Annotated in this window: 11 protein-coding genes; 7 read left to right on the forward strand and 4 right to left on the reverse strand. The window is 44.6% G+C overall.

All coding sequences use genetic code 11. The features are described from left to right. The first annotated feature begins 14 nt into the window (after positions 1–14). The 3 genes from DXD68_RS11065 (at position 15) to DXD68_RS11075 (ending at position 7,123) form a co-directional block, all read left to right on the forward strand. Entirely contained in the window at positions 15–1,490 is a 1,476-nt protein-coding gene (locus DXD68_RS11065) for a RagB/SusD family nutrient uptake outer membrane protein (protein ID WP_122361702.1), read from the forward strand. A gap of 82 nt (positions 1,491–1,572) precedes the next feature. Then, a complete protein-coding gene (locus tag DXD68_RS11070; protein WP_122361556.1) occupies positions 1,573–5,562 on the forward strand; it encodes an SUMF1/EgtB/PvdO family nonheme iron enzyme in 3,990 nt (1,329 codons plus the stop codon). Between the two features lie 7 nt (positions 5,563–5,569). Continuing rightward, a complete protein-coding gene (locus DXD68_RS11075) occupies positions 5,570–7,123 on the forward strand; it encodes a hypothetical protein (RefSeq protein WP_122361557.1) in 1,554 nt (517 codons plus the stop codon). A 56-nt stretch (positions 7,124–7,179) separates the two neighbouring features. Here the strand turns inward: DXD68_RS11075 and trmD are convergent, their stop codons facing one another. Beyond that, positions 7,180–7,860, reverse strand: a complete 681-nt coding sequence (gene trmD, locus DXD68_RS11080) for a tRNA (guanosine(37)-N1)-methyltransferase TrmD (protein ID WP_122361558.1) — start codon at positions 7,858–7,860, stop codon at positions 7,180–7,182. Positions 7,861–8,119: 259 nt separating this feature from the next. Here trmD and nrfA point away from each other — a divergent pair, with 259 nt between their 5' ends. Beyond that, positions 8,120–9,595 (forward strand): ammonia-forming cytochrome c nitrite reductase, encoded by a 1,476-nt coding sequence (gene nrfA / locus DXD68_RS11085; protein WP_122361559.1) that lies wholly within the window; start codon positions 8,120–8,122, stop codon positions 9,593–9,595. Here nrfA and DXD68_RS11090 read toward each other — a convergent pair. Further along, on the reverse strand, positions 9,581–11,884 hold the full coding sequence (locus tag DXD68_RS11090) for an ATP-binding protein (protein ID WP_122361560.1): 2,304 nt from the start codon (positions 11,882–11,884) through the stop codon (positions 9,581–9,583). The genes nrfA and DXD68_RS11090 overlap by 15 nt on opposite strands. A gap of 313 nt (positions 11,885–12,197) precedes the next feature. Here DXD68_RS11090 and pheT point away from each other — a divergent pair, with 313 nt between their 5' ends. The 3 genes from pheT to DXD68_RS11105 all read left to right on the forward strand — a co-directional run bounded on the left by pheT (position 12,198) and on the right by DXD68_RS11105 (position 16,334). Beyond that, a complete protein-coding gene (gene pheT / locus DXD68_RS11095) occupies positions 12,198–14,660 on the forward strand; it encodes a phenylalanine--tRNA ligase subunit beta (RefSeq protein WP_122361561.1) in 2,463 nt (820 codons plus the stop codon). A gap of 35 nt (positions 14,661–14,695) precedes the next feature. Next, a complete protein-coding gene (locus DXD68_RS11100; protein WP_122361562.1) occupies positions 14,696–15,430 on the forward strand; it encodes a YebC/PmpR family DNA-binding transcriptional regulator in 735 nt (244 codons plus the stop codon). 148 nt (positions 15,431–15,578) lie between these two features. Beyond that, positions 15,579–16,334: a hypothetical protein gene (locus DXD68_RS11105; RefSeq protein WP_122361563.1), complete on the forward strand. Its 756-nt coding sequence runs from the start codon at positions 15,579–15,581 to the stop codon at positions 16,332–16,334. 70 nt (positions 16,335–16,404) lie between these two features. Here the strand turns inward: DXD68_RS11105 and DXD68_RS11110 are convergent, their stop codons facing one another. Beyond that, entirely contained in the window at positions 16,405–17,451 is a 1,047-nt protein-coding gene (locus tag DXD68_RS11110) for a 6-bladed beta-propeller (protein WP_122361564.1), read from the reverse strand. A gap of 79 nt (positions 17,452–17,530) precedes the next feature. Continuing rightward, entirely contained in the window at positions 17,531–18,295 is a 765-nt protein-coding gene (gene yaaA / locus DXD68_RS11115) for a peroxide stress protein YaaA (protein WP_122361565.1), read from the reverse strand. Between the last annotated feature and the right edge of the window lie 165 nt (positions 18,296–18,460).

Raw genomic sequence — 18,460 nt, forward strand, 5'->3', positions numbered from 1 at the left:
AAATAATTATGAAAATGAATAAACTATCATATATTTCACTATTGGTTGCCGGTATGATGACAGTGTCTTCCTGTTCTGATATTTTGGATACTCCTCCGACAACTTCTCCGTCAGAAAGTATTTTCTGGCAATCAAAATCTGATTTTGATTCGGCTTTGACCGGCTGTTATCAAGGTATGCAAGCTAAAACATTATCTTATGGAATGGTTGTTTATGATTGTTTGACAGACAATGGTTATGGTAGCTCCGGTTCCAGTTATGTATATAAAACGGACTTGATTCAGGCTGATAATATAGACCCATCCATGCAGGGATTTGTTCCGGATCTTTATAAGGAAGCATATGAGGCTATTACTCGTATGAATATCTTTTTATATCAGTTGAAAAATTATCAAGGTGGGGACATGAGTAATGTTCGTAACCAATATGAAGGTGAAATTATGTTCCTGCGCTCTTATTGCTACTATCTGCTTTATCTGTGTTATGGTGAAGTTCCGTATCCAACGATGCCGTTGGATCTTACGACACAAAATATGCCGAAAGAAACGCTTGATAATGTATATAAGAATTTGATTGCCGATTTACAGACTGCGATTGATAAATTGGATGATAAAACTTATAAGGGATCCGGCGGACATGTAACAAAAGGTGCAGCAAAAGCACTGAAAGCTCGTGTACTTATGTTCCATGCTTTTGGAGAAGACGGAAAAGTGGCTAATCGTGATGAGGTTCAGGAAGCTTATAATTTGTTGGACGAAATCAAAGGGTACTCTTTGGCTGATCGTTATGCTGATAACTTCACTTATGATACACAAGAATCTAGTCCGGAAATCCTTTTCTCTATTAAGTTCTTGGCTCCGAATAACTATAATAATTTTGACCATATATATGGTAATTATTCCGGAGTTCGTCCGGTTGCAAACCTGACGAATGAGTATGAAGAAGGTGATAATCGTTTAGGACAGATCGTTGCTTTCGATGATAAGTACCAATGGCCGGGCGGTGAAGTTGTTTCTTTGAATAGAAGTGACTTAAAGAAAGCTATGGTGAAATGGTTGACCCCATTGATGAAAGATGGCGATATGTGGCAGGCTAGTACTCGTAGTGAACAAGATTGGGTTTTCTTGCGTTGGGGTGAATTGTTATTGTTGAAAGCTGAAGCAGCTAATGAACTGGGTATTACTGGTGCCGCCGATATGGTAAATCAGGTACGTAAGCGTGCCGGATTAGACGATTTGGCAGCTAATCTGACTCAGGATCAGATGCGTGAGGCCATCCGACATGAACGCCGCGTTGAGACACCATTTGAGTTGATTCGTTATTATGATATGAAACGTTGGAAGATCATGGATAAGCTGAATGGTCTTGAACTCGATCCGTTATTGGCCGGACATGTAACGGCTTGGTCGAAAGCCCACGAATATTTCCCGTTGCCACAGAGTCAGATCGACTTCTCTAACGGAGTCTTGATCCAGAATCCGAACTATTAATCGTTCGCTAATAATTAATATGGGTGAGGAGCCTCGCTGTTATTGGCGGGGCTTCCTTCGCTGAATATAGGAGATAGATATCATGGAAAAGAGATTAATTATTTTATCAGCCTGCATGGCTTTTTCACTTTCTGCCTTTTCCCAAAAGCAGAAAAAGCAAGTGAATACACCTGCTTCCTGGCCGGAAAGAATTGCCGTAGCCAAACAGAATGCCTATGAGCAAATGAAGAAAAGCTCTCTTCCGGTCGCATCCAAAGTGATCAAGGCTAGGAAAGCTGCTGAAAAGTTTACAGCCGATGTAACAGGGCTGGATGAAATGGTTCTTTACACCTGGGGGACTGTCGACGGTGCAGCCGACGACCAGGCAGTATGGGCAAATGCCCGGCTGATTGCAGCCGACGGATCATCAGTTTGGCTGAATGACCTGAAAGATACATTTAAAGATACCGGCACAGGCCGTCTGGTCTTTAATGCCAATGCGAAAGATGTCCCGGTCGTTATGGCTGGGAAAACCTATGAGCGGACGATCATGGCGAATGCTAATGCACAGATCGTCGTGCCTTTGGATAAGAAATATGTCCGCTTTGAAGCTGAGATCGGACTGGAAAGCCGTTCTTCTACAGGAACAGTTATTTTCCGCTTACAGGGGATAACCGGAAAAGAGTTATCCGAAGAGATTATTGCCGGATTTCCGGGTGAATCGGCACAATTTCTTCCGTTTGCCGGAGGTGACATGAAAGCACTGGTCACAACCTACACAGCTGACATAGAAAAACATATAGCTCAATCGGTCGCAGACTTGCTGGCGGATAAAAGCTATTTTGCAACTCGTATTGCTGCCGCCGATCAGGAAAAAGAGTTGGATAAACAGGTGATCGCTTATCTGGACATAGCACGGGATGCTATGCAGGTATACGAATTGCAGGAGTCTTTGAGCTGGCTGAATGTGCGGGCCATCGAAGAGGCTTTTAATGATATGAAACGTAACAAGTCATTTGACCAGACTGCCAACCAATCCAGGCTTTCTACATTGAAAGCATTGGTAAATAAAGGATTTGACGGTATCTACTCAAATGATGCGACTACTATAAAGGAGGCAAAACAAGCCTTGCAGTTGAAACGTGATATCCTGCTGGCAAATCCGGAACTGGATATGGATAAATTGATCGTCGGCCGTTATCATATAGGGACGGCTGCACGGAAAATCAATCCGCCGGCATTAGGAACACAAAATAATAACTGGTCGAATCAAAGTAACGCATCTCGTCGTGGGTTTAATGCAGAAATCGTCGAATTGTCGAATCTGCGTGGTGATGTTCAGTCGCGTACCATTTTCAAACCGGATAACGGATCGTCCGTACCTGACCTGAAATTGCATTGGAATGCAGACCGTGTGATGTTTTCGATGGTCGATACCGATAACCGCTGGCAGGTTTTCGAAGTCGGGATGGATGGAAAAGGATTGAAGAATCTGATCGAATCTCCCGAGAAAGATTTGGAGTTTTTTGATGCGACCTGGTTACCTTCCGGAAAGATCATGGCTGTATCTAATATCGGTTACAACGGTGTGCCCTGCGTGAACGGGAACTCCGAAGTCGGTAATATGGTTTTATATAATCCGGAAGATAAATCCTTGCGCCGTCTGACATTCGACCAGGACGCAAACTGGTCGCCGGTAGTGATGAATAACGGAAAGGTGATGTATACCCGCTGGGAATATACCGACCTTACCCATTATTTCTCCCGCTTCGTCATGCATATGAATCCCGACGGAACGGAACAGAAAGCCCTTTACGGCAGCGGCGCCTATTTCCCGAACAGTACTTTCGATGCGAAACCGATCCCGGGCCAGGCATCCGGCTTTATCGGAATTATCTCCGGACATCATGGCGTTGCCCGTTCAGGCCGTCTGATCCTGTTCGATCCGTCCAAAGGACGTAAATCGACATTGGGAATGGTTCAGGAGTTACCTTTCCGTGACCGGAAGATCGAACCGATTGTAAAAGACCGTTTGGTGGATGATGTATGGCCCCAGTTCATCAAACCTTATCCTCTGAACGATAAATATTTCCTGGTAACAGCCAAATTGAATCCGAATGCATTGTGGGGTATCTATCTGGTAGACGTATTCGACAACCTGACGTTGATTGCAGAATACGAGGGTGAAGGATTGATCCATCCGATACCGGTACGGAAAACGCCGGTTCCTCCTGTTATTCCGGATCGTACAAAACCCGGAACGAAAGAAGCAACTGTCTTTATTCAGGATATTTATGAAGGTGAGGGTTTGAAAGGTGTACCACGCGGTACGGTGAAAGCTTTCCGTGTACTTGCTTACGAATATGCTTATAACAAAACACCGTCCGACCATTGGGCACAGGGCATACAAAGCGGATGGGATATAAAACGCCTGCTGGGTACTGTTCCGGTAGAAGAAGACGGTTCGGCTTTGTTCTCCATACCGGCGAATACGCCTATCTCGCTTCAGCCGCTCGATTCATGCGGGCGTGCCGTGCAATGGATGAGAAGCTGGCTGACCGGTATGCCGGGTGAAACCGTTTCCTGCATCGGCTGCCATGAGGATCAGAATCAGATACCTATTCCGAAACGTGTGGTCGCTTCGACGATTAAACCGCATGCAATCACCTTGCCGGAAGGAGGACAACGTCCGTTTACATTTGATCTGGAGGTTCAGCCGATCCTGGACCGTGCTTGTATCGCTTGTCATGACGGTTCCAATAAATTAGCTGATTTCACCGGTGGTACTATCGATGAATTTTCCGGATATGGTAAAAGCTATCTGAACCTGCATCCGTATGTTCACCGTCAGGGACCGGAAGCTGAGATTGAAGTTCTGAATCCTTACGAATATCATGTATCTACCAGCCAGTTGGTCAAGATGTTGAAGACCGGTCATCATGGTGTGGAGTTGACAGATAAGGAATGGAAAACACTTTATAACTGGATTGACTTTAATGCTCCTTATCACGGTACGTTTAAAGCCAACCTGTTTAATGGCATCGAACAGATCAGCCGTCGTATAGAACTGACCGATAAATATGCAGGTTCGGGCGTTGACTGGCAGACAGAGATTCGCAGCTATGCAGACTATCTGAGCAAGCAGCCGAAGCCGTCTCCCGTAAAACCTGAACGTCAGGAATATAAGGATAAAGACGTGAAAGTAAAAGGCTGGCCGTTTGATGCGGATGCTGCAAAAGCGATGTTGGCAAAAGAACAGGAAACGAAGAAAAGTATCGAGCTGGCTCCGGGTATCGTCATGAACTTTGTCCGTATCCCGGCAGGTAAATTCGTCATGGGGACTAACCGGAAGCATTCCGATTATTCACCGGCAAACAAGCAGGAAGTGAAAAAAGGTTTTTGGATGGCTGAGATCGAAGTAAGTAACGAGCAGTTCCGTACGATCTTCCCGGATCATAACAGCCGTTTCGTCAACCAACTTTGGAAAGACCATGTGCATGAAGGTTATCCGGCAAATAATCCGGAACAGCCTGCTATCCGTGTCAGCTGGGAAGAAGCAATGGCATTCTGTGAGAAGTTAAGCGAAAAAACAGGGCTGAAAGTGACATTACCGACAGAGGTACAATGGGAATGGGCATGTCGTGCCGGTAGCGGAGACGATTTCTGGTACGGTGCATTGAATACCGATTTCTCCCGGTTTGAAAATATGGGTGACAAACAGTTGAATAAACTGGCGGTAAGAGGTGTAAATCCCCAGCCGATGAGTCCTAATGACTCCTGGTATAAATATTATACTTATCAGCCGAAGGATAATAATGTAGACGACGGCAATATGCTGATGGTAAAAGGTGGCGGTTATCAGGCAAACCCATGGGGATTGTATGATATGCAGGGTAACATTGCCGAATGGACCCGCTCGGATTATCTGCCTTACCCGTACAACGAGAAAGTACAGGGTAACGGAGTGGAGAAAGTGGTTCGTGGCGGTTCATGGACCGACCATCCGAAAACATCGACAGCATACTATCGTAAATCTTATCTGCCTTGGCAGAAAGTACATAATGTAGGTTTCCGTGTGATCATAGAAGATTGAGTATAAAGTGGGCGCATTTAAATATGTAATAATTGGATTGGCAGTCGGGGTAACATTCGTTTGTAATGCACAAACGAAGTTACCTCCGGCATGGCAATCTTCTTTTGTCAGGATCAGTGATATGGGCACTTTGACATATATCCCGGATGAAGAAGGAAATACGATTCCGGATTTCAGCCGGGTCGGTTATCATCATGGAGATAGAAGCATTCCTGCATATCCGGTTGTGAAAGAGGTTCTTCCTGCAAAAGAGGGAGATAGCGGAGCATTGATACAGCAGGCTATCGATGAAGTTTCACGCAGAAGTCCGGATGAGAACGGACATCGGGGTACCATTTTATTGAAGCGCGGAGTTTACGAGATTGGCGGTACGATTACGATTCGTACAGGCGGTATTATCCTGAAAGGAGAGGGGGATAACGTCAATGAAACCTGCTTAATCGCTACCGGAAAAGAAAGACGTTCACTGATACAGGTGAAAGGTAACGGTACTATGGAGGAAGTTCCGGGTACAAGAGTGAAGATCACAGATGATTTTGTACCGGTTGGCAGCCATTCTTTCCGTGTCTCTTCAACCGAAGGGTTTAAAGTGGGTGACCGTGTGATCGTTTACCGCCCCGGAACGCAGGAGTGGATACATGATATAAAGATGGATCAGATCGTAGAGCGAAAAGGTACGCGCCAATGGACACCGCAGGAATATAATCTGGCGTTTGAACGGGAAATTACCCAAATAGAAGGGAACCGTATTTTCATCGATAATCCTGTCGTTATGCAAATGGATAAAAAGTATGGCGGGGGTGAAATCTATAAATACCGTTTTGACGGTCGTATCGGTGAAGTCGGTGTATCTGATATCTGTTTCGAATCAGAGTTTGAAGATTACGAAGATTTGGAGCATGGCTGGATCGCTGTGGAACTGGATAAGGTGGAGAACTGCTGGGTAAAGAATATTACTGCCCGTTATTTCGGTTACTCCGCTGTCAGTTGCGAACGTTTTGCCAAAAATGTTTCTGTGATAGACTGTCGTTGCCTGGAATCGAAATCTCTGATAACTGGCGGATACCGCTATTCTTTCAATAACTGGGGACAGCAGAATCTTTTTATGAACTGCCAGGCTACGGAAGGTCGTCATGATTATGTGACCGGTGCTCAGGTATGCGGGCCGAATGTGTTCTATAATTGTACAGCTTCCCAGACATTTGCTGATATAGGCCCCCATCATCGCTGGTCTGTCGGAACTTTGTATGATAATATTGTAACCGATGGGGAAATAAATGTGCAAGATCGCGGTCAGATGGGGAGCGGACATGGTTGGGCAGGCGTGACACAGGTATTATGGAATTGCCGGGTAAAACGTGCTGCTGTACAGAATCCGTGGACTTCCGGGAAGAATTATTGTATCGGACTGAAAGGGGAGAAGTATCCCGGTCATTTTACGGACCGCCCGTATGGCATCTGGGAGGGACAGAATGAGATCAATATATTCCCCCGTTCATTATATATAGCCCAATTGATGGCACGACAGAAAAAGAGTCATTTGTGTATTTTAATAAAATAGGTAGTTAACAGAGAAAAGGCGTAGAACGATATTCATTCTGCGCCTTTCGTATATAATCATTTCTCTTTCAATAAGTCCGGACGTAATCGTGCAGTCCGTTCGTGTGCCTGCTGCAAACGCCATTCGTCTATTTTCCGCTGGTGTCCGGAAAGGAGGACATCAGGAACTTTCCATCCCTTATATTCTGCCGGTCGTGAATAAACCGGCGGAGCCAGCAAATCATCCTGGAAAGAATCGGAAAGGGCACTTTGTTCGTCACCGATGGCACCGGGTATCAGCCGTACGACCGCATCGGTAATGATGGCAGCCGCCAGTTCGCCGCCCGTCAGTACATAATCGCCTACCGATATCTCTTTGGTGATCAGATGTTCCCGGATGCGATAGTCTATACCCTTATAATGACCGCATAAGATGATCATATTATTTAATAATGACATACTGTTCGCCATCGGTTGGTTGAATGTCTCACCATCGGGCGAAGTATAAATCACTTCGTCGTACTCCCGTTCGCTTTTTAAGGCAGAGATAGCCCGGTCGATGGGTTCGATCTGCATCACCATTCCGGCTTCGCCGCCAAAAGGATAATCGTCGACGCGTCTCCATTTGTTAGTGGTGTAGTCACGCAGGTTATGTAAATGGATTTCAGCCAGGCCCTTGTCCTGTGCCCGCTTTACGATGGAGCAATTAATCATTCCATCAATCATCTCAGGAAGTACGGTAAGTATGTCGATACGCATAATAGGAATCTCTCGTTGGATATTTTTATCTGATAAAACGATGCAAAAATACGATATTATTTGGGATGCGTATGCAAATAGGTATAAGAATCGTTCGGGAACGGAGGATATGCAGAGTGGCATTTAATCTTTTTCTGTTATAAATAGGTGATAAATCTTGGCTCGTTATATCTTTTTACTAAATTTGTGTCGTGGTCTGAAACTTTGGAAAATCAAAGCTTTTTGAATGGCGTAGGGTTGAATGAACAAATTGATTTGGATGAATAAAAAACTAAATATAAAATATCATTATTTACTATTAGGAGGAATCATACTGGGAAGCTTGGTTGCGTCTGTCGTATATTGTTTTACCGGGGAGGATAACATTACTTTTATCGATGATGTAAATACAGGAAATCAGGGAATAAATGAGAATTTATCAACGGATAAGCTCGAACTACGTAATTCAAATGAATACCGGAGCTGGAAAAATACGACGGATACGAGTTTTACCAGTCTGTTTAATGGAAATCAAGCGGTAGACCTTTTGGCTGAACGTCCAAACCTGGTTATTCTGTGGGCCGGATATGCATTTTCTAAAAGTTATAATACACCGAGAGGGCATATGTATGCAATCGAAGATATGGATCTCAGTTTAAGGACCGGTGCTCCAAAAGGAAAAGAGGATGGCCCTCAACCGGCTGCTTGTTGGGCTTGTAAAAGCTCGGATGCTCCACGCCTGATCGAGCAAGTAGGCCGGGAAGCTTTTTATAAAAGGAAATGGGCTGGCTGGGGCAGTGAGATCGTGAATCCGGTCGCTTGTGCAGATTGCCATGATCCGGAGAGTATGGAGTTGCACATACCTCGTTTATTTCTGACGGAAGCCTGTACGCGGAAAGGAATGAACATCGATAATGTCTCGGAACAGGAAATGCGTTCGCTGGTCTGTGCTCAGTGTCATTGTGAATATTATTTTTCAAAGGAAGATAAACGGGTAGTCATACCTTGGGATAATGGATATTCGGTAGAAGATATCGAGGAATATTATGACCGGATGGACTTCTCCGATTATATTCATAAATTGAGCAGAGCCCCTTTGTTGAAAGCACAGCATCCCGATTACGAACTGGCACAGATGGGTATTCATGCCCGCCGGGGAGTCTCTTGCGGAGAATGCCACATGCCGTATGTGGGCGAAAATCAGGAAGGCTATAACGATCACCATATACAAAGTCCTCTGGCTATGATCGACCGGACCTGTCAGACCTGCCATCGTGAGACGGAAGAAACTTTACGGCAGGATGTATATACCCGTCAGATCAGAGTGGCTGAAATACGTGAACGGTTGGAAACAGAATTAGCGAAAACCCATATCGAGGCTAAGTTTGCATGGGATCGGGGAGCAACGGAAGAGCAAATGAAAAATATATTGAAATTAATCCGGCAGGCACAATGGCGTTGGGACTTTTGTGTTGCATCTCACGGAGCGTCTTTTCATGCATCGCAGGAAGTGTTGCGTATAATGGGAAACGGTATCGATAAAACCCTGCAGGCACAGATGGATATAATGAAAGTTCTTTTCAAACTGGGATATTCAGGCGATGTTCCTATGCCGGATATCTCCACGAAAGAGAAAGCCCAAAGATATATCGGCCTTGATATGAAAGCCGAAAATGAAGCCAAGGAGATATTCCTGAAAACAGTAGTACCTCAGTGGAGTGAAGAAGCCAAAGCGAATAAATTACTGACCGAGTGAGGATGGTTCATAAGGCAGTGATACTATAAATTTGCTGCCTTTCCCTTCTTCGGATTCCAGCTGGATCGTCCCTTTGAAAGTCCTGATGATACTTTGGCTGATCGCAAGTCCCAAACCCGTACCTTTGGCAAACTCATCCAGTTTCTGAAAACGTTCGAATACTTGCTTTATCTTTTCCTGGGGAATACCTTTCCCCGTATCTTTGACAGAAAGCAGGATGAACCGGTTATCGTCGCTGTATTCATACTTGATTTCGATATATCCTTCTTCCGTAAATTTTGTGGCATTATTGATGAAGTTTGTAAGAACCTGGGTTAAGCGGATGCGGTCGGTATTAATGATCGCTGGTTTTTCAGGTACTTTCTTTCGTAACTCCACTCCGTCAGGCATCAGTAGCCGGTGCGTATTATAGACATCATCCATCAGTTCGCTCAGATTACATATTTCGTAGGCGAATGAAATATGACCGGATTCTATACGTGACAAATCGAGTATGTCGTTGATCAGTTTAAGCAATTGATCGCTGTTCTTGTTGATCAGACTGATAAACTCTTTTTTTTCTTCGTCTTCCAGCTGCATCTCTTCGGAAGCTATCAGCTGGGAGAAACCGACTATCGCATTCAGCGGCGTACGTATTTCATGGCTCATATTAGCCAGGAACACAGATTTCATCTGATCCGATTCTTCTGCTTTTTTGCGGGCATCGATCAGTTCCTGTTCTGTATCTTTTGTATGCTGGATATTCAAGCATAGACCGTTTACCTCGACCTGATTGTCTGCGCTCTGACTGTTTAGATTGGTGTTTTGTGCATAACGAAATTCCCACCAAAGGTATCCCTTTTTGTTAAAGTCGTATCGTCTTCTGGTAATCTGACGGGAAGTGAAGCCATGATCCAGCTTATAGCGGTTTAATAGAAAGTCAGCCTGTTCGCTTGGATGAATGGCCTGTTGGAAACGGTCTGCGCTGATTGGCTCTTCCGGCATATCCAGATAATGATAAAACTCTTTGTCGAATAGGAATGTACCGTTTTTGTAACGGAAAGTAAAAATGTTACCGCTTTCCAGGGCGAATGAGAGAAATTCCTTTTCCTGCCTTAGGTTCTCCTGTATTTCTATTTTACGCGCATTCTCTCTCTTATAGAGTATCCGTTGATAAGTGATAATGATGATGAATGAGATCCCGACCAGAATAAGCAGGAATATGATATATATTTTATACTGTATATAAAAAGGCATGTTTACGAACAGGGAACCGGCGGGTAATTTGCTTCTGCTGATACCCCATTGCTCCAGTACTTTATAATCGAAGATATAGGCTTTGCTGGTCTCTGTGATCTGTGAAAAATCACAGGGAGAAGCTCCTTTCAATATTTGGGCAATACGGTTTGCTGCAAGAATCGTCAAATCTTCGAGTGGCGAAACGAAACCGCCAACCACTCCATTGTTGCTTCCGATCATTTCATAAATGACGGAAAAGCCCGGAAACGAACTGAAACGTCCCAATGAAAGAGTCAGATAATCCCTTTTGGTAGCAAGGTAGGCTTTATTGTAATAATTTTCGCCTAATCCTTTGACCAGCGATCGCGTGGACTTGCCGTTGATCGTACTGACATACATGGTATCCGGTTCTATTTTCTTTTCTCCGTTCAGCGAAATACCGTTCTTTCCGGAGATGCGTATCCTGTCAGGCGAGTAAAGGTCGTTCATTTTGCAGATGTTTTTGATCTGCTCGTTCATGTCTTTTAAGATAAGTTGATCGATGTACTCTCCGTCGGTAACCCTGACTACGATACATTTTCCGATCAGCTGTTCGATCAGTTTGATATTTGTTTTATAATCCGGCTTGTCGTGGAAGCCGGTAATATTGGGATATTTTTGAATAAAAGAAGCATTGGGATAATTCACTCCGGTGAAAACAACCGGAATCGTGGCTATGCACGGATGGCCGCAACTTAGTAAAATATTCAATGCCTGGTCGTCGAAAGTCAGGATGATGTCAGGCTTCCAGGGGCACAGTTCGTTCAGCTTCCCGAAAAGATTTATTTTTTGCTTTTTCTCCAGATTCTGTTCACAGTCCAGATAGTAGGAATAGACTTCTGCTTGTATGTCTTTTTTCTGTAATCGGGATGCCAGGATCTTTTTCATTTCCTTATAGGCAGGAAAACTGGATTCATACGATTGAATGATCAATATATGTTTTTTCTTTGCGGCCTGCGAACAGGAGTTGAAAAGCAGGAGAGCCAACAACGGGAAAAGTATGAATTGTACCGATAAATATTTGCCAGACATATCGTTATAATAAAGAATACTAGTGTTTTAGAATGTTAGATTTGATTTTCAAAACGCTTTCTTAGTATTCAAGCTAATCTTATCGGTTGAAAATACGCATCTAAGGTAGAGTGATTTTTTGTATTAGGCAAGGAATATCGAAATGAATTGCCGATATTATTCATTGATTTATAAGATTTTTCCGGCAATGTGAGAATAAAGTCAGTACACGTTTTGAATAATAGTTCTATTATTTGTACTTTTGCCAGTCAAATTGCCGTAAGCGGGAAATACCGCAGACGCATAGTAACTTGATTGAATAAATTTTAGAACAATGAATATATCTTACAACTGGCTGAAAGAGTATCTTGATTTCGACTTGCAGCCTGAAGAAGTATCAGCAGCACTAACCTCTATCGGTTTGGAAACCGGCGGAGTAGAAGAAGTTCAAACAATTAAAGGTGGACTGGAAGGATTGGTTATCGGAGAAGTTCTTACCTGTGTGGAACACCCGAACTCTGATCACCTGCATATTACCACTGTGAATGTAGGCGGTGAAGAACCTTTACAGATCGTTTGTGGCGCACCTAATGTGGCAGCAGGCCAGAAAGTGGTCGTTGCTGTGAACGGTACGAAACTTTATGACGGTGATGAAGTCTTTACGATCAAACGCTCGAAGATTCGTGGTGTTGAATCGAACGGTATGATCTGTGCGGAAGACGAGATCGGTATCGGAACAGATCATGCGGGTATTATCGTACTGCCGGCTGACGCAGTTGTAGGAACTCCGGCGAAGGAGTATTATAATGTAAAGAGCGACTACGTACTCGAAGTGGATATCACTCCGAACCGTGTGGACGGAACCTCTCATTTCGGTGTAGCCCGCGACCTGGCTGCTTATCTGAAACAAAACGGTAAGCCGGCAGCTTTGAAACGCCCGTCTGTAGACGCGTTCAAGATCGACGATGAAACTCCGGCTATCGAAGTGATTGTTGAAAATACGGAAGCCTGCCCGCGTTACTCCGGCGTGACGATCAAAGGTGTAACGGTAAAAGAAAGTCCGGAATGGTTGAAGAACCGTTTGACTATAATCGGTCTGCGTCCTATTAATAATGTAGTGGACGTGACTAACTATGTGTTGCACGAAATGGGGCAGCCTCTGCACTCGTTCGATGCAGGTAAAGTGAAAGGAAACAAAGTGATCGTAAAGACACAGCCGGAAGGAACTAAATTCGTTACTTTGGACGGTGTTGAACGTACGTTGACCGATCGCGACCTGATGATCTGCAACACGGAAGAAGCGATGTGTATCGGTGGTGTGTTCGGTGGTCTCGATTCAGGTGTGACGGAACAGACTACGGATGTGTTCCTGGAATCAGCTTGTTTCCATCCGACATGGATCCGTAAGACAGCTCGTCGTTTCGGCTTGAATACCGATGCCTCTTTCCGTTTCGAACGTGGGCTGGATGCTAACAATACCATTTATGTATTGAAGCGTGCCGCTCTGTTGATCCAGGAAGTAGCTGGCGGTAAGATCACCGGTGCTATTCAGGATGTCTATCCGAGTCCGATGCTGCCTTATACGGTAGAACTGACTTATAATAAGATCAATGCCCTGATCGGTAAGGATATTCCGGTGGAAACGGTTAAGAGCATTCTGGAAAGTCTGGAAATGGAAATCGTTTCAGAGACTGAAGAAGGTCTGACTATCCATGTACCGGTTTACCGTATCGACGTACAGCGTGATGTCGATGTCATTGAAGATATTCTCCGTATCTACGGATATAATAATGTAGAGTTCAGTGAAAATGTAAAATCGAATCTGAGCTACAAGACAGCTACCGACCGTGGTTACCAGTTGCAGAATCTGATCTCTGAACAGCTTTGCGGTTCGGGCTTCAATGAGATTCTGAACAATTCGTTGACTCGTTCCGCTTATTACGACGAACTGACTACTTATCCGGTTTCTCATTGCGTCATGCTGATGAACCCGTTAAGTGCAGACCTGAACGGTATGCGTCAGACGTTGTTGTTCGGCGGTCTGGAAAGTATCGAACACAATGCGAAACGTAAGAACGGCAATATCCGTTTCTTCGAATTCGGAAACTGCTACGATTATAATGTTGAAAAGAAACGCGAAGACGCAACTTTAGCTGAGTTCTCGGAAGACTATCGTCTGGGATTATGGGTCTGCGGTAACCGTGTAGAGAATAGTTGGGCACATGCCGACGAGAAATCCAGCGTATACGAACTGAAGGCTTACGTTGAAAACATCCTGGCACGCCTGGGTGTCGACAGAAAGAAAGTGATCTTTGGAAACCTGAGCAACGATATCTATTCGTCAGGTATCAGCATCACGACCGGTTCAGGACGCGAGCTGGGTACTTTCGGTATTGTCAGCCGTAAGATATGCAAGTCTATGGATATTGACTTCGACGTATATTTTGCCGAATTATCCTGGACACTGCTGATGAAAGAAACGAAGAAGAGCAAGGTTACTTTCTCTGAGATATCTAAGTTCCCGGCAGTAAAACGTGACCTGGCGTTGTTGCTTGACAAGTCGGTACAATTTGCCGAAATCGAGAAGATTGCCCGCGACAGTGAGCGTAAGCTTCTGAAGGATATCTCCCTGTTCGACGTTTACGAAGGCAAGAACCTGCCGGCAGGAAAGAAATCGTATGCTGTAAGTTTCTTCCTGCAGGATGAGACAAAGACATTGAACGACAAACAAATCGATGCGATCATGCAGAAGATCCGGAAGAACCTGGAAGACAAACTGGGCGCATCATTGAGATAATGATTCATTTATAACAATAAAAACATTCATATAATATGGGAAGAGCGTTTGAGTTCCGTAAAGCAAGAAAATTTAAACGTTGGGGCAATATGGCCCGCGTATTCACGAAACTGGGTAAGGAAATCACTATTGCAGCGAAAGCGGGCGGTCCTGATCCGGAAAACAATCCCCACTTGCGTGCATTGATGCAGAACGCGAAGAAGGAGAACATGCCGAAGGACAATGTTGAACGTGCCATTAAACGTGCTGTAGAAAAAGACTTCACCGGTTATAAGGAAATGAACTATGAAGGATACGGCCCGTATGGTATCGCTATCTTCGTGGAAACAGCGACTGACAACACTACCCGTACGGTTGCAAACGTGCGTAGCTATTTCAACAAACATGGTGGTTCGCTGGGTACAAGCGGTAGCCTTGAATTTCTGTTCGACCATAAGTGCGTATTCCATATTGCGAAGAAGGAAGGCATTTCACTGGAAGACCTGGAACTCGAACTGATCGACTATGGTGTGGATGAAGTGGATGAGGACGAAGAAGAAGTGGTTATCTACGGCGAGTTTGCACAGAACTCGGCTATTCAGAAATATCTGGAGGAGAACGGTTTTGAGATCACAAGCAGCGAGTTTGTCCGTATCCCGAACGACTTGAAAGAAGTGACTGCCGAACAGCGTGAAGCACTGGATAAGCTGATCGAAAAACTGGAAGAAGACGATGACGTTCAGAATGTTTTCCATAATATGAAGGAAGATCTGAGCGAAGACGAAGAATAAAATTCTATCCGATATGTTAAAAGGAAGTGGTGCAGGAGTAATTCATGCACCACTTTTTTTATGTCATTTCCTTTTTTCGTACTTTCGCGGACTGACTGGTATATAGCAGTAAACTCAGAACTAGTATACAATATTAAACTCTATTAGTATGAAAAAGGTGATTTTCCTTTGGGCATTCGTATGCCTGAACGTATTGTTTAATCCCGTTTCCGCTCAGAAGGAACTGGGAATTTTCAACTCTCTTTCGGTAGGTGTAAGTGCCGGTACGACAGGTATCGGTGTCGATGTGGCAACTCCTGTCACGCCTTATTTTGCTATTCGCGGAGGTGTTTCAATCATGCCGGGTATTCACATTAATACAGATGTGGATGTAGACCTGGTTGCTGTGGATGAAGGTGTTAATTCGAAACCTGAGGTGCGTTCTCTTGATATGACAGGAAGTACAAAGCGTGCTTCCGGTGAATTGCTGGTCAATTTTTATCCGTTCCCTAATGCTTCCTCTTTCTTTGTGACTGCCGGTGCTTATTTCGGTGGTTCTAAGTTGCTGAAGATAGACGGACATAGTGATGAACTGGCTGAGTACGTGCAGCATGAAGGTTTTGCCGGAATCGTTATCGGCGACCAGACTATTCCGGTGGATAAGAATGGTAATGTATCCGGTGGTCTGAAAGTGAATGGATTCCGTCCTTATGTCGGTGTGGGCTTCGGGCGTGCTGTACCTAAAAATCGTATCGGTGTGCAGTTTGAACTGGGTGTACAGTTCCATGGTTCACCTAAACTTTATTCAAGTGCCGGTGACTTGGGTGACGCTTTTACGGATGGAGATGATAGCTTTACAAAGATTATGGATAAACTGACTGTTTATCCGGTAATGAAAGTACGCTTCTGTGGCAGATTATTCTGATCCTGAATAAATTTTGACCAGGTATTTGCCTTCATCATTCATTTTAGGAAGGTAAATGCCTGGTCTTTCATTATGCCTTCATCCGGACGATAAACAGAACCGGATTATCTTCTTCCGTACGATCCGGAAATGCGTTTTTCACTTCTTCCCCCGATCGGCAGTAACAGAAAGAACTGTTGTAAACATCCAACGCCTTCAAATCGGGTACTCTTCCCGTATGATAGAAATTATCTTCGAAACCGCCTGTTACATTATAAGCATATTCTTCGCGACGGTCGTAACAGAACGTGTAATTCTCCTCTTCGTCAGCTGCATTCGAATAAGTGGAAACCAGGTAACGTCCGGCAATGCACAACGGCAGGATGGAGGAATAATCATTATGGATATTCAGCTGGTTCCGGCTGATCAGATAAAGTGTATCGGCCAGTAATTCGTCCGGTTGCGTGGAGGGTGAATAGGCATACACATTACCGTCGGCAACAGAAAGCTCCGTGGAGAAGCAGGCTCCGAGATAGAAACGTCCCAGGTCGGCAGCCGTCAGTTTACGTGCGTCCTGCAGGTTGAGTGTCGTATCGAATTTGTAAAGCCACTGGTCCATACATTGTGTGCCGGCATCTTCTTTGGAGGGTGACAATGCTTGTGCCGTCAGCCAGATATGGCGGTCGTAATACATCAGGCGGGTAGGGGCTTTCAGCGGATTGATTCCGGCAAGGCTTTTCCTTTCCAGCAACGTTCCGTCGTAATCGTAGTAATAAACATTTTCCTCGTTATCCATGACGATCAGTTGTCTTTCGAGCGGATTGATGACGTAATCGGCAACGGGGAAATGCTGGTTGCTGGTAATGCGGTTGACGAACTTGCCGGAGCAGTCGAAATGATAAAGCTGCCCGTTGCTAACCAGGAACAATTCATTCCTGTCGCGTTTGATCTGTGTGGCATATTTCAGCCGGCAGTCCGATTTCGTTTCCAGCGGAATGGCTATCACCTCGTCGGCAATGTCCGAGAGGGAACCTTTGGTGGTACTTTTCACCGGCATATCGTCGCTGATAATCCGGTAACCTTCATTTATATAGATTATCCCGACGAGCAAGAGTAATAGTAAACAGGTCTTTTTCATTTCATGATTCGTTTAAAAAGGAACGTAAATATAACGTTTCTCTTCCTGAATTATTGAGTGGAAGGGCGATCTTTTGTATTTAGCTTTGCAGGAAAACCCAATTATCCCCTTCTGACATGCTCTCGTCATAAGTAAACCCTTCCCAGGAGAATTGTTTGAGCTCTTCAGGGTCAGTGATCCGGTTTTTCAGCATATACCGGGTCATTTGTCCGCGGGCCATTTTCGTGTAAATGACAATTGTCTGTGCTTTTCCGTCTTTCCATACCTTGAACTCCGGCGTGATGATGCGTACCGCTTTTTCCACCTCTTTCCAGTTGTAGGCTCCCTGTATCTCCTGGCTGGCAAGGTTCATCAGGATATTACCGTTCTTTTTCACTTCATCGATCAGTAGCTGGGTCTGACGCGGACGCCAGTAATTATACATATTCCCTTCGCCCAGTTCCGGCAGTTTCACTTCATATTCCATCCGGTAAGGCTTGATCAGGTCGAGCGGACGGAGCAGGCCGTAGCAGATGGAAGCGATCCGCAGATGGTCGTTGGCGTACAGAAAATCTTCTTCCGAAAAGTCCTTCGGGTTGATATTCTTGAAAACAACGCCCGTGTATGCCAGCAACGCCTGTAGCGGATGCACTTCTTCCGTATGGAACTCCTGGAACCGGTTGTAATTCTCCAGCGCCAGCTTGGGGTTGAGTTTCAATATCTTTTTCAGTTCATCGGCAGAGAACTGTGCCATATTCAGGGCTATTTCCGTCGCTTCCTGTGTGAAACGGGGTGTTGTCCCTGCGGGCGCTTTTATCTTGGAAGTGCCGGTCATTGTCTTGGCCGAGGTTAATATAATTAGCATATTTATATATTGTTTCTGGTTTACCGGGTAAATTTAGTGTTTTCTTCCCTATATTCTAACTCAAAACATACGAATAACTATTATTTTTCTCCCTTATTTTTTTACTTTTGAGCAAGCTCAAAATTAATTTTCAGCATGCTCGAATTTGATTTTTAGCTAGCTCAA

The organism is Parabacteroides sp. TM07-1AC, assembly GCF_003480915.1.
GTDB lineage: Bacteria > Bacteroidota > Bacteroidia > Bacteroidales > Tannerellaceae > Parabacteroides > Parabacteroides chongii.

Coding starts and splice junctions, on each gene's coding strand:
- DXD68_RS11065 (WP_122361702.1), top strand. CDS start 15: ATGAATAAACTATCATATATTTCACTATTGGTTGCCGGTATGATGACA.
- DXD68_RS11070 (WP_122361556.1), top strand. CDS start 1,573: ATGGAAAAGAGATTAATTATTTTATCAGCCTGCATGGCTTTTTCACTT.
- trmD (WP_122361558.1), bottom strand. CDS start 7,860: ATGCGTATCGACATACTTACCGTACTTCCTGAGATGATTGATGGAATG.
- nrfA (WP_122361559.1), top strand. CDS start 8,120: ATGAATAAAAAACTAAATATAAAATATCATTATTTACTATTAGGAGGA.
- DXD68_RS11090 (WP_122361560.1), bottom strand. CDS start 11,884: ATGTCTGGCAAATATTTATCGGTACAATTCATACTTTTCCCGTTGTTG.
- pheT (WP_122361561.1), top strand. CDS start 12,198: ATGAATATATCTTACAACTGGCTGAAAGAGTATCTTGATTTCGACTTG.
- DXD68_RS11100 (WP_122361562.1), top strand. CDS start 14,696: ATGGGAAGAGCGTTTGAGTTCCGTAAAGCAAGAAAATTTAAACGTTGG.
- DXD68_RS11105 (WP_122361563.1), top strand. CDS start 15,579: ATGAAAAAGGTGATTTTCCTTTGGGCATTCGTATGCCTGAACGTATTG.
- DXD68_RS11110 (WP_122361564.1), bottom strand. CDS start 17,451: ATGAAAAAGACCTGTTTACTATTACTCTTGCTCGTCGGGATAATCTAT.
- yaaA (WP_122361565.1), bottom strand. CDS start 18,295: ATGCTAATTATATTAACCTCGGCCAAGACAATGACCGGCACTTCCAAG.